The sequence below is a fragment of the Gracilibacillus sp. YIM 98692 genome (assembly GCF_010993965.1).
Classification (GTDB): Bacteria; Bacillota; Bacilli; order Bacillales; family Amphibacillaceae; genus Gracilibacillus.
In genome coordinates, this window is the sequence record NZ_WIXM01000027.1 from 40,782 (window position 1) to 53,570 (window position 12,789).

Genomic DNA, 12,789 nt, shown 5'->3' on the forward strand with positions numbered 1-12,789 from the left:
GTGAGGTACAGTACAGACGGATAACAAGTGAAAAAGAACATAATGGATCCATAGAGAAAGGAATGGTAAATAATGGGGAAGGTCTATTTAGTAGGGGCAGGACCAGGAGATAAAGAATTAATTACGATGAAAGGTTTTCGTGCTATTCAAGAAGCAGATGTTATTCTATATGATCGCCTAATAAACATCGACTTGTTAGAGGAAGCAAAGCAGGATGCCTTGTTAATTTTTTGCGGTAAAAAACCGAATCAACATGGAACGATTCAAGACGATATTAACCGTCAACTTGTCGAATATGCCAAGCAAGGGAAAGTTGTGACTAGACTAAAAGGTGGAGATCCTTTTATTTTCGGACGTGGTGGAGAAGAAGCTCTGCTACTAAAAAAAGAAAATATTCCATATGAAGTGGTCCCTGGTATTACATCCAGTATTAGTGCTGCAGCATATGCAGGTATTCCTTTGACGCATCGATATATAAGCGGATCGGTTGCCTTTATTAATGGGGCTAGTTCTAAAGATAAGTCAATAGAAGAATGGCAGCATCTCGTATATGGCATTGATACGTTATGTTTCTATATGGGTGTAAAACAGTTTCCTATTATTTGTGAACAGTTACAGCAAGCAGGTCTATCGCCTACGACACCTGTTGCGGTGATTCATTGGGGGACACATACTAACCAACATACGACAGTAGATCAATTGCAACACATAGTAGATCGAAGAAATGAATTTAGTAATCCTTCTATGGTCGTGATTGGAGAAGTGGTTCGTCTCAGAGAAGAATTAAAATGGTTTGAAGAAATCGTAAACTCAGAGGATTTTAACTTACCTCATGAGAAAAAGGAGAGTATCCAATGATAGGTGTACTGTATATTTGTCATGGAACAAGGTGGCAGAACGGACAAGAACAGTCGATTCGTTTTGTGGAAAAAGCAAAAAAACGGATCTCCGTTCAGCAACAGGAAGTTTGCTTTTTGGAATTATGTCAACCAACCGTTCCTGAGGCAGTTCAAAAGTTAGTAGAGAATGGTGTAACGAAAATAGTGGTTATTCCAGTACTATTATTAAAAGCAGGACATGCTCTTCGAGACATTCCTTCACTTATCGAACAATGTCAAAAAGAATATCCATTTCTAGATGTAGAATATGGTGAACCTGTAGGTGTACAAGAGCGCCTAACCGAAACGCTTGTGGATCGAATACACGAACAAAATGTAAATGCTGAGAGAATTTTATTAGTAGGAAGAGGAAGTAAAGTGGAGCGAAAAAAGCAAGATTTATATACCGTTGCTTATCATCTGAAAAATCGACTAAATGTAGATGTGGAAATCGCTTATCTGGCTGCATGTGTACCGCGTTTTGAAGATGTGTTGCAAAAGTATGAACAGCAACAAATAAAATCAACCATTGTTATCCCCTATTTATGGTTCGATGGATTGTTATGGCAGTCGATTAGGGAGGAAATTACTCGCTTACAGGATAGTGGCAAGCCTATGCATTTAACAGAACCGCTGTATGATCATCCTGTCTTATTAGAGGCGTTTGTAAGTCGTGTAAAAGAAACTCTTAACAAAGGGGCTGAAGAGACTAGCAACATTTAACTGTTAGCTAGTCTCTGATTACTTTTTTTATTTGGGCCTGATCTGCCTCAAAATCCCAATTTGGATTTATCAAGTCGATAAATTCTTGAATTTGTTCTTCTGATAAATCTTTTTGACCATTTGAGTTGTTGATATATGATTTAAGCTCCCATTCTCCACCTTTTTTATTTTCAAATGTCGCCCATTTCACGGTGAAAATATAATCAAACCCTTTAATATCTGCATGGATGAGCAAAATGTCATTATGCAAAATGAAATTACTTAATTGCATGGCAATACCTCCAATAGGAAAGGTTACACTTGCATTATAACATAAATGAAAGGGATTACATAAGGTTTTGTATTGAGGAATGCATTGGTTCAGTTGATTTCATAGGACAACTCATCATTTTGGTGTAGATGAATATAAAGGAAGTAGGCAAGGAGGGAAAAATATGGCGGTAGTAAAAGCAACGGAAGAAGATGTCCGTCTGCTTGCTCGCCTCATGCGTGCGGAGGCTGAAGGAGATGGACAATTAGGCATGTTAATGGTAGGCAATGTAGGGGTAAACCGTACAAGAGCAAGGTGCTTAGATTTTGAAGATATTAATTCGCTTAGAAGAATGGTTTTTCAAAGTCCAGGAGGTTTTGAGGCAACACAAAAGGGCTATTTTTACCAAAGAGCAAGGCAAAAAGACATTAATTTGGCAAGAAAAACGATTAAAGGTAACAGATATCATCCAGCAAGTTATTCCTTATACTTTTTTATGCCCCAAGGAGAATGTCCGGAACAGTGGTTTGGACAATGGAACACCGGACGTTATAAAAGCCATTGTTTCTTCGCACCGGATGAATCAGAGTGTCCGAATGTATATGGTACCTATTAAGAAAGTAGAGGTAATATTTCCCTCTGCTTTCTTAATAGTGGATTTGTGAGATGGATTTTGGATTATGATGCTGAGTTAGACAAGTTAGTCCATTTTAGGGAATAACAGCAAGATTGCAAATGTAAGGACTCCAATGATGAAAAGCCCTGTATAAACATGATGTAAAGCATAGTTTAATCCCTCTTGTATAATGTGTAATGTTTCTGTTGGGATTTGCTGTCTCAATCCTTCATTGAGTAACATATCTGTATTGGCAACTTCTAAATCTTCCCCATTCCCTCGGAAGAATTGTTTCATTTGAGCATTTAAGATACCACCTAAAAGAGAAGCACCAACTGCACTCCCAATAATACGCATAAACATATTTAAAGAAGTGGCGATTCCCCTCATATTCCAGTTTACACTACTTTGAATCGATACGATAAATGTAGTGCTTGTTAATCCCATCCCAATACCAACAATAAAGGAGCTAATACCAGCATATACTGGCCCATTTTGAGCATCTAGTAAGAAAAATAAGAATGTTCCAACTAATAGGGCGCCCCCCCCGATCAATGCGGTAACACGAAAACCAATTTTTAGTACAAGATGCCCTGCTAAAGTTGCTGCTATTGGCCATCCAATTGATATAGTACTTAATGTGAATCCGGCCACGATAGCAGGCTGTTCCATAACCCCTTGTACATAAGTTGGTAAAAAACTAGATAGTCCTAAAAGAATCATACCTGAAAGTAGTGTAGCTATGTTTGCGATGACGATTAATTTATTTCTCCATAGGTATAATGGCATCATTGGTGATTTTGTTCTTTTCTGTTGAACAAGAAAGCCTATCATGCTAAAAACAAATAGAACAAGGAAGGATATGGTTTCAGTAGATGTCCAAGCCCAATTGGTTCCTGCTTGTACAAAAACAATAACCAAGGCAGAAATAGCAATAAAGAAAAGGCTGGATCCAAGATAATCTATGGATTTTTTTTCTTTGTCTATATGTTCATGAAAATAGCGATATACACCAATTAACCCTATAATACCTAGTGGAATGTTCATCCAAAAGATCCATGCCCAATCAATAAATTGTACAATGACACCACCGAGTAAAGGACCGATAACAGAAGAAATTCCCCATACACTAGCAAGATACCCTTGAACTTTAGCCCTTTCTTTGACCGTATACATATCACCAACGATAGTTGTAACGATTGGGTGAATGGCTCCAGCTCCAACCCCTTGAATTAACCGAAATAGAACAAGTAATGTCATCGTGGGGGCGAGGCCGCACAATATAGAACCGATTAAAAAGATAATGACGCCAATTAAAAAAATCGGTTTACGACCAAACAAGTCTGCTAACTTCCCATAAATCATCGTTGTTACTGCTTGCATTAATAAAAAGCCAGAAAAAACCCAACTATATAATGCAAAGCCACCTAAATCTGCAACAATATTAGGCATTGCTGTTGCAACGATCGTCCCTTCAATAGCCGCCATAAACATAGAAATAACTAGTGCAATCAGTACTAGTGGTCTATTTGTGTGTTTTGCCGTCATATTATCCGCCCTTTTGCAAACTATGTATTCTATTGTAACAAAAAAATAATGAAGGGGTGGAGTGAATAAATAAAACTTTATTTAAATAAGAGAAATATGGTAAGATTAGAAAACGATTACATAAAAGGAGTGTTTGATTTGGCGTTCATTCGTTGTGATTTTTTCTCAGAAGTATTAACAGTAAGCACCTCTATGACGGTTATTTTACCTGAAGAGACAAGTAGACAAATTGGAATGAAAAATAACCGAAATGATGGCAAAGTCCCAACATTGTATTTGTTGCATGGCTTTAGTGATGATCATACGATTTGGACAAGAAGGACATCGATTGAACGATACGCTGCAAAATATGGCATTGCGGTTGTGATGCCACAAGTAGATCACAGTTTTTACACAGATATGGAATATGGCAAAAAGTTTTGGACATTTGTTTCAGAAGAGCTCCCTAAGGTAGCGAGGTCATTTTTCCCATTATCTGACCAAAGAGAAGATAATTTTGTAGCAGGGCTATCCATGGGTGGTTATGGTGCGTTTAAATGGGCTCTCAGAAAGCCTGAAATGTTTGCGGCGGCTGCTAGTCTTTCTGGCGTCCTAGACATGGTGACACATGTGGAAAAAGCTGCTGAAAAAAATGATCCAATAGGAGAAGCTTTGTTTCATGTATTTAGCAAGAAAAGGGTAGGGGGAACAGAAGATGATCTTTTCTACTTGTTAGAGCAATTGCAACAGAGAGAAAACAAATTGCCTGGTCTATTTCAAGCTTGTGGAACGGAGGACTTTTTATGGACAGAAAATCAAACGTTTTATCGCTACTGTAAAGAACAAGATATTCCGATTCATGCTACTTTTTCTACAGGAGACCATGAATGGGGTTATTGGGATAAAAAGATCCAAGAAGTATTAGGATGGCTGCCTTTGAAATGAAAAATGGGCCTAGTTAGCCCATTTTTCCAGTTATAATAGTTGAGACAATCCGATAAGAATTTAATCTTTCTTTATGGTCATATATTTGACTATTGATAATTACTTCATCTGCTTCTGTTTCCTCAATAAATTCCTGTAATTTTTCTTGGACTGTTTTGGGATCTCCAACAATAGTCGATTTGCTGTTAACAGATTTTTCAACAGATGCTTTTTCATAGAAAGTCCATTGATTTTCAATGTCATCGATCGGAGGCATTAATTCCGATGGGGCACCACGTACTAAACTTAAAAATTGTTGTTGTTGAGAAGTTGCTAACCATTTAGCTTTTTCATTCGTTTCAGCCGCAATCACATTCACTCCAACCATGGCATATGGTTTGCTTAATACATCGGATGGTTGAAAATTCTCTCGATACATATTTAAAGCTGGTATTGTGTAGTCTGGAGAAAAATGGCTAGCAAAAGCAAAAGGTAATCCTTTTTCTGCAGCTAACCTTGCACTAAATCCACTAGAACCTAACAACCAGATTGGAACATCAGCTCCTTTTCCGGGAATTGCTTTTACATGAGCTGTTCCTGCAAAATAAGATTGCAGCTCTTCTAATTGTTCTGGAAAATCATCGGGACTGTTGTTTAAAGTTCTTCTTAACGCTCTTGCAGTCGCTTGATCGCTTCCTGGTGCACGGCCTAATCCTAAATCAATTCTCCCTGGATATAATGCATCCAGTGTACCGAATTGTTCTGCAATTACAATAGGGGCATGGTTGGGGAGCATAATACCTCCAGATCCAACCCGAATCTGTTCTGTTTGGCTAGCTATGTGACTAATCACAAGAGAAGTAGCAGAGCTCCCAATACCAGGCATATTATGGTGTTCAGCAAGCCAGTATCTATGATAACCCCACTTTTCAGCATGTTGAGCTAAGTCAGCACTATTTTGAAAAGAAGTAGACGTGTTATGTCCATGTAAAATCGGTGCTAAATCTAATATAGAAAATGTAGTATTTTGAAAAATGTTCTCCACCTTTACTCACTCCCTGTGACTCAAAACGAGTCTTGTTGCTATTATTTTCTAACAGCATAAGAAATGATACGCTAAATAGAAGATAAACGTCTAATAATATGCTTTAATGCTGGGAGTGATGCTATTGCAATTAAAACGAATTTATAATAAGGCGGAACCAACTGATGGTTTTAGAATTTTAGTGGATAGAGTATGGCCAAGAGGAGTGCCAAAGGATAAAGCGAATCTGGATCTTTGGTTGAAAGAAGTAGGTCCATCTCCAGCGTTAAGAAAATGGTTTGATCATGACCCGCGAAAGTTTTCTACATTTAAAGAAAAATATTTAGAAGAGCTGGAAAATGATCCAGAAAAAGCGGCTGCTTACGAGGAATTGCTTGATTGTTATAAGCAATATAATGGAAAAGTTACACTTATTTTTGCAACGAAAGAGTTAACGTATAATCATGTAGTTATATTAAAAGAGAAATTATTAAAAGAAGTTCAATAAATAATCATGTGAGATTAAAAATAAAAAAAGAGCGCTAAATGCGCTCTTTTTTAAGAAAGTTACTAACTTAGCCTTTTACTACGTTAGCAGCTTGCGGTCCACGGTTACCTTCTTCGATATCGAAAGAAACGTTTTGACCTTCTTCAAGTGTTTTAAAGCCTTCGCCTTGGATAGCAGAGAAGTGAACGAATACATCGTCTTGTCCTTCTACTTCGATAAATCCAAAACCTTTGTCTGCGTTAAACCATTTTACTGTACCTTGTACCATATTTCTTTTCCTCCTAGTGTGATCCGATCACACAATTGTATTACTATTCTTGCTCTTGCCTCAAAACGAAAACTTTACGTTACGATACTTGAAGGTGTCATCGAACAAAATAGCTAAATTTATTATAGCAACTGTATGATCGAATTGCAAGTGTTTTAATAATTATTTTCTTTTTTATATTTTGAAGTAGATGTTCGATTTATGCATTTGAAAATATTATAATTAGATTGTTATTTATTATGAGTGGTGTGGTGATGTTCTATGTTTTCGGTTGTAATGAGTAAAATAAAAAATTTATTTCCTGGTTACTTTGCTTTAATTATGGCTACAGGTGCCTTATCCATTGCTTCAAATTTGCACCAATTAACCGCTGTTTCGAATCTCCTTCTAGGTATTAACACTGTTTTTATCGTTTGCTTATCATCAATGGTATTAATCAGGGTAATAAAGTATTTCGATATGATTATAAAAGATATTACAAGTCATCTGAGAGGAGCAGGTTTTTTTACGTTAGTTGCAGGGCTGAATGTATATGGAAGCCAATTAATTATCATTAAGCAATTATATTCCATTGCTATTATCTTATGGTTTGTTTCCATCTTTCTTTGGGGTATGATTATGTATACTTTTTTTACTGCTGTCACCATTCAAAAAGAAAAGCCGACATTAGCAGAGGGGATCAATGGTGCTTGGCTAATAGCAGCGGTTGCAACACAATCTGTATCGGTATTGGGAACGCTATTAGTACCTTCTATAGAAAGCCGGTATCTGCTAGAAGTGATTTTTTTCTTTAACCTGTCCATGTACTTGCTGGGGTGCATGCTTTATTTAAGTATTATTACACTTATCTTTTATCGTTTTACTTTTTTAGGATTAAAGCATGATGCTATAACTCCACCCTATTGGGTCAACATGGGTGCTGTTGCCATTGCGACATTAGCAGGTTCAGCCATGATTATTAATGCAGAATATTGGCAGCCTTTTTCACAGTTTATTTCTTTTATAAAAGGCTTTACTTTATTTTACTGGGTAACAGGAACATGGTGGATTCCATTACTTGCTATTTTAATGATATGGCGTTATATCATACATCGATATCCGATTAATTACGACCAACAAATGTGGGGGATGGTATTCCCTATCGCAATGTATACAACTGCTACGTATCAACTGTCTGTTGCCTTGGAGTTAGAATTTTTATCTATAATATCCAATGTATCTTTAGTGCCTGCGTTTATATCATGGTTTTTCGGTATTATCCTATTGATTGGTCATCTTTATAAAGATTTACTTAGGAGGAAATAGTTGTATTTGCATTCATGTTCTGAACGGTTTAGTATATAATGATGGGATATTACCTATTTGAAAGAAATGAGGTATGTTTTGTGAAAAAACGTTCGATCTACTCATTAACATTCGATCAGTTAAAAGAATGGTTAGTAGAGCATGGTCAGAAAAAGTTTCGAGCTAAACAAGTGTGGAATTGGTTATATAAAAAAAGAGTAAATTCTTTTGATGAAATGTATAATTTAAATAAAGACTGTATATTAGTATTGAAGGAAAACTTCGTGATGCATTCACTTCAGCATGAAATTAAACAAGAATCACAGGATGGGACGATAAAATTTTTATTTAAATTAGAAGACGGTAACTTAATTGAGACAGTTTTGATGAAATTCAGCTATGGATTTTCTGTTTGTGTTACCACTCAAGTAGGGTGTAATATTGGTTGTTCATTCTGTGCAAGTGGATTGCTGACAAAAAATCGTGATTTAGCGACAGGTGAAATTGTTGAACAAATCATGAATGTACAAAAGCATTTAGATAAACGAGGAAATGATGAGCGTGTCAGCCATATCGTAGTGATGGGTATCGGGGAACCATTTGATAATTATGATAATACAATGGACTTCCTTAAAGTTGTTAATGATCAACAAGGTCTATCTATAGGTGCTCGACATATCACTGTTTCCACTAGTGGATTAGCACACCGCATGTATGATTTTGCGGATGAAAATATGCAAGTTAACCTTGCTTTATCTTTACACGCGCCGAATAATGAACTAAGAACAAAGATTATGAAGATCAACAAGGCTTTTCCATTAGAAAAATTAATGCCAGCAGTTGATTATTATTTAGAAAAAACTAATAGACGAATTACTTTTGAATATATTTTATTGAAAGATGTGAATGATCATAAAGAAGAAGCTATTCAATTGGTTGAGTTATTGAAGGATAAAAAACATTTATCTTATGTCAACTTAATCCCTTATAACCCAGTTGATGAGCACAATCAGTATGATCGAAGTGAAAAACAAGCTATTCTTGATTTCTATCAAGTGCTGTTAGAAAATGGCATTAATTGCGGAGTTCGAGTAGAGCATGGTACAGATATCGATGCTGCATGTGGCCAGTTGAGAAGTAAGCAAATTAAAAAGGATAAACAAAAAGCTTAGGTTTTATCAGTAAAAGTTGGGCCTTAGTTTTTCTTGACAAAAATCAGACATTTCTTTAAAATACGATTACAATATGAAAAGACGATGAAGAGGAACAGTAGTAAAGCCATCAGGTAAAGAGAGGTGACGGTTGGTGTGAGTCATCCCTGAACTTTATGAACTCACCTCAGATGTTGCAAGAGTGAATGAGATTAGCTTTTGACGTGATCCGCGTTAAGGATAGAAGTGAGTGTTTGGATAAGCACTAATTTTGGGTGGTACCGCGGGAAATCTCTCTCGTCCCATTTTATGGGACAGGAGAGATTTTTTATATTTTAGAACATATGTTTGTTAATGCGTTTTACATAATATAATGGGGAAAATATATGAATATAAGGAGGATATTGACGAATGTCATTTGATCATAATCAAATTGAAAAGAAATGGCGAGATTATTGGATTCAAAATAAAGTCTTTAAGACAGATGTGAAATCAGATAAAGAAAAATTTTATGCGTTAGATATGTTTCCATATCCTTCAGGCTCTGGTTTACATGTAGGGCATCCAGAAGGTTATACGGCAACCGATATTTTATCTCGAATGAAACGTATGCAAGGATATGAAGTATTGCATCCAATTGGGTGGGATGCGTTTGGTTTGCCTGCAGAGCAGTATGCACTGGATACAGGAAATGACCCTGCAGACTTTACATCTCAAAATATCGATACATTTCGCAGACAAATTCAAGAGCTTGGTTTTTCTTATGACTGGGATCGAGAGGTGAATACAACCGATCCGAATTATTACAAATGGACACAATGGATATTTGTAAAGTTGTACGAAAAAGGTCTGGCTTATATAGATGAAGTACCTGTAAACTGGTGTCCAGCTTTAGGTACAGTGTTAGCAAATGAAGAAGTTATTGACGGAAAAAGTGAACGCGGTGGACATCCTGTAGAACGAAAACCTATGAAGCAATGGATGCTTAAGATTACAGCTTATGCAGATAGACTTTTAGATGATTTAGAAGAACTAGATTGGCCTGAAAGTATTAAAGATATGCAAAGAAACTGGATTGGCCGTTCGGAAGGTGCTGAAGTTACTTTTAGTATTGATGGATTTGATGATACATTTGATGTTTTCACAACGAGACCAGACACTTTATTTGGAGCTACTTATGCAGTCTTAGCACCTGAACATCCATTAGTGGAGAAGGTCATCAGTGCAGAACAACAGAATAGTGTCCAAAAATATTTAGATGAAGTAAAAACCAAAAGTGACTTAGAACGAACGGATTTAGCCAAAGGTAAATCAGGCGTTTTTACTGGAGCATACGCTATCAACCCTATTAATGGGAAAAAGTTACCGATATGGGTGGCGGATTATGTATTAATGACATATGGATCTGGGGCTATTATGGCTGTTCCGGCACATGACGAGCGTGATTATGAATTTGCTGAAAAGTTTGACTTAGAAATAATCCCTGTTTTGGAAGGTGGAAACGTAGAGAAAGAAGCATTTACCGGAGATGGCCCGCATATTAATTCAGATTTCTTAAATGGATTAAACAAGGAGGAAGCGATTGATAAGGCCATTCAATGGTTAGAGGATAATGGCAAAGGTGAGCGTAAAGTTACATATCGTTTAAGAGATTGGTTATTTAGCAGACAGCGTTACTGGGGAGAGCCAATTCCGATTATTCATTGGGAAGATGGATCTATGTCAGCAGTGGATGAAAGCGAGTTGCCATTAGAGTTGCCGAAAACATCAGAAATTAAAACATCTGGAACCGGGGAATCTCCATTAGCAAATATGGATGAGTGGGTAAATGTTACAGATTCAGAAACAGGCATGAAAGGGCGTCGTGAAACAAACACTATGCCGCAATGGGCTGGAAGCTGTTGGTACTTCTTGCGTTATGTGGACCCAGATAATAGTGAGAAGCTGGCAGAATTTGATGACCTTAAAGAATGGCTCCCGATTGATGTGTATATTGGCGGAGCCGAGCATGCTGTATTACACCTGTTGTATGCACGTTTTTGGCATAAGTTCTTATATGATATAGGAGTCGTACCAACAAAAGAACCGTTCCAGAAATTATTTAATCAAGGAATGATCCTTGGGGAAAACAATGAAAAGATGAGTAAATCAAAAGGAAATGTTGTCAACCCTGATGAAATTGTAAAAAGCCACGGCGCAGATACGCTGCGACTTTATGAGATGTTCATGGGACCGTTAGACGCTTCGGTAGCATGGTCAACAAATGGACTTGATGGTGCAAGAAGATTCTTAGATAGAGTGTGGCGTTTATTTGTAACAGACGAGGGATCCTTATCAGAGAAAATATCTGTAAATGATCGTTCTGATGAATTAGAGAAAATTTATCATGAGACAGTCAAAATTGTGACACAGAACTTTGAAGATCTTCGGTTTAATACAGGGATTTCACAAATGATGGTATTTGTGAATGAAGCTTATAAGGCAAAAGAACTTCCGAAGCCTTATGCAGAAGGACTAATTAAACTGTTATCACCTGTAGCACCACATCTATCAGAAGAAATCTGGCAACTTCTTGGTTATAACAAGACACTTGCTTATGAACCATGGCCTCAATTTGATGAAGAAAAGCTCGTTCAAAATGAAGTGGAAATTGTTATCCAAATTATGGGCAAGGTACGTGCCAAAATGCTGATTGATAAAAATGCTTCTAAAGAAGAAATAGAAGAAAAAGCATTGGAACAAGAATCCATTAAAGAACGCATAGAAGGAAAAACAATTAGAAAAGTAATAGTGGTGCCTGGTAAGTTAGTCAATATAGTAGCAAATTAAATTTAAAGCCTATAGCCATCTAATCTTGGTTATGGGCTTTTATTTATTGCTATATTTACTGATATAATATCCTTTTAGGATTAGGGAGGAAAAAGGAATAACCAAATGATTTCAGATTACACATCAATTGTGATTATCTATTTAAAAAGGATGTTTGACATCGCCAAAATGAGGTGCTAAGATATAGAACCTGTCGCCAAAAAAAGCGACAAGAAAAAAGCAACATCATCATATAGATCGATAAAACATCTAAACAAAAAAGGTGTTGACATCGCCAGGATGAGGTGCTAAGATATAGAACCTGTCGCCAAAAAAGCGACAAGAAAAAAGCAACATCATCATATAGATCGATAAAACATCTAAACGAAAAAGGGTGTTGACATCGCCAGGATGAGGTGCTAAGATATAGAACCTGTCGCCAAAAAAAGCGACAAGAAAAAAGCAACATCATCATATAGATCGATAAAACATCTAAACGAAAAAGGATGTTGACATCCTCTAAATGAAATGGTAAGATAGCATTCCTGTCGCAAAAAACGACAAACCTTGACATTGATCTTTGAAAACTGAACAAAACAACCAGTATGTTAAGTACATGCTAGCTTACAAAAGCGAGCAAACGTTAAAGAACAGTTAAGAAACAAACTTTTTTGGAGAGTTTGATCTTGGCTCAGGACGAACGCTGGCGGCGTGCCTAATACATGCAAGTCGAGCGCGGGAAGCTAACTGACCTCTCCGGAGTGACGTTAGTGGAACGAGCGGCGGACGGGTGAGTAACACGTGGGCAACCTGCCTGTAAGATCGGGA

At 36.9% G+C, this 12,789-nt stretch carries 12 protein-coding genes, 1 rRNA gene and 1 other annotated feature; of the genes, 9 read left to right on the forward strand and 4 right to left on the reverse strand.

Features of this window, described 5'->3' with window-relative positions; genetic code table 11:
• Window positions 1–72 precede the first annotated feature (72 nt).
• Both cobA and GHD00_RS16815 read left to right on the forward strand, forming a co-directional pair.
• On the forward strand, window positions 73–858 hold the full coding sequence (gene cobA / locus GHD00_RS16810) for a uroporphyrinogen-III C-methyltransferase (protein WP_163539325.1): 786 nt from the start codon (window positions 73–75) through the stop codon (window positions 856–858).
• Window positions 855–1,601: a sirohydrochlorin chelatase gene (locus GHD00_RS16815; RefSeq protein WP_163539326.1), complete on the forward strand. Its 747-nt coding sequence runs from the start codon at window positions 855–857 to the stop codon at window positions 1,599–1,601. Before cobA ends, GHD00_RS16815 begins: the two co-directional genes overlap by 4 nt.
• A 7-nt stretch (window positions 1,602–1,608) precedes the next feature.
• Here the strand turns inward: GHD00_RS16815 and GHD00_RS16820 are convergent, their stop codons facing one another.
• Window positions 1,609–1,872 (reverse strand): hypothetical protein, encoded by a 264-nt coding sequence (locus GHD00_RS16820; RefSeq protein ID WP_163539327.1) that lies wholly within the window; start codon window positions 1,870–1,872, stop codon window positions 1,609–1,611.
• 163 nt (window positions 1,873–2,035) lie between these two features.
• Between GHD00_RS16820 and GHD00_RS16825 the strand changes: the two genes are divergently transcribed.
• Window positions 2,036–2,467, forward strand: coding sequence for a cell wall hydrolase (locus tag GHD00_RS16825; protein ID WP_163539328.1), 432 nt, complete (start codon window positions 2,036–2,038; stop codon window positions 2,465–2,467).
• Between the two features lie 84 nt (window positions 2,468–2,551).
• Here the strand turns inward: GHD00_RS16825 and GHD00_RS16830 are convergent, their stop codons facing one another.
• The gene (locus GHD00_RS16830; RefSeq protein WP_163539329.1) at window positions 2,552–4,015 is read right to left on the reverse strand and encodes an MDR family MFS transporter; all 1,464 of its coding nucleotides are present in this window, start codon (window positions 4,013–4,015) and stop codon (window positions 2,552–2,554) included.
• Window positions 4,016–4,153: 138 nt separating this feature from the next.
• Here GHD00_RS16830 and GHD00_RS16835 point away from each other — a divergent pair, with 138 nt between their 5' ends.
• Window positions 4,154–4,939 (forward strand): alpha/beta hydrolase, encoded by a 786-nt coding sequence (locus GHD00_RS16835; RefSeq protein ID WP_163539330.1) that lies wholly within the window; start codon window positions 4,154–4,156, stop codon window positions 4,937–4,939.
• 13 nt (window positions 4,940–4,952) lie between these two features.
• Here GHD00_RS16835 and GHD00_RS16840 read toward each other — a convergent pair whose 3' ends face one another.
• The gene (locus GHD00_RS16840) at window positions 4,953–5,963 is read right to left on the reverse strand and encodes an LLM class flavin-dependent oxidoreductase (RefSeq protein WP_163539331.1); all 1,011 of its coding nucleotides are present in this window, start codon (window positions 5,961–5,963) and stop codon (window positions 4,953–4,955) included.
• A gap of 118 nt (window positions 5,964–6,081) precedes the next feature.
• Here GHD00_RS16840 and GHD00_RS16845 point away from each other — a divergent pair, with 118 nt between their 5' ends.
• Entirely contained in the window at window positions 6,082–6,450 is a 369-nt protein-coding gene (locus GHD00_RS16845; protein ID WP_163539332.1) for a DUF488 domain-containing protein, read from the forward strand.
• A gap of 67 nt (window positions 6,451–6,517) precedes the next feature.
• Here GHD00_RS16845 and GHD00_RS16850 read toward each other — a convergent pair whose 3' ends face one another.
• Window positions 6,518–6,718 (reverse strand): cold-shock protein, encoded by a 201-nt coding sequence (locus GHD00_RS16850; RefSeq protein ID WP_163539333.1) that lies wholly within the window; start codon window positions 6,716–6,718, stop codon window positions 6,518–6,520.
• A 261-nt stretch (window positions 6,719–6,979) separates the two neighbouring features.
• Between GHD00_RS16850 and GHD00_RS16855 the strand changes: the two genes are divergently transcribed.
• The 4 genes from GHD00_RS16855 to GHD00_RS16870 all read left to right on the forward strand — a co-directional run.
• Entirely contained in the window at window positions 6,980–8,023 is a 1,044-nt protein-coding gene (locus GHD00_RS16855) for a tellurite resistance/C4-dicarboxylate transporter family protein (RefSeq protein WP_163539334.1), read from the forward strand.
• Window positions 8,024–8,103: 80 nt separating this feature from the next.
• On the forward strand, window positions 8,104–9,174 hold the full coding sequence (gene rlmN, locus GHD00_RS16860; protein WP_163539335.1) for a dual-specificity RNA methyltransferase RlmN: 1,071 nt from the start codon (window positions 8,104–8,106) through the stop codon (window positions 9,172–9,174).
• Window positions 9,175–9,249: 75 nt separating this feature from the next.
• Window positions 9,250–9,461: a binding site (T-box leader), on the forward strand.
• A gap of 103 nt (window positions 9,462–9,564) precedes the next feature.
• Window positions 9,565–11,982 (forward strand): leucine--tRNA ligase, encoded by a 2,418-nt coding sequence (leuS, locus tag GHD00_RS16865; RefSeq protein WP_163539336.1) that lies wholly within the window; start codon window positions 9,565–9,567, stop codon window positions 11,980–11,982.
• Between the two features lie 647 nt (window positions 11,983–12,629).
• Window positions 12,630–12,789 (forward strand): 16S ribosomal RNA (locus tag GHD00_RS16870); the annotation flags it as partial.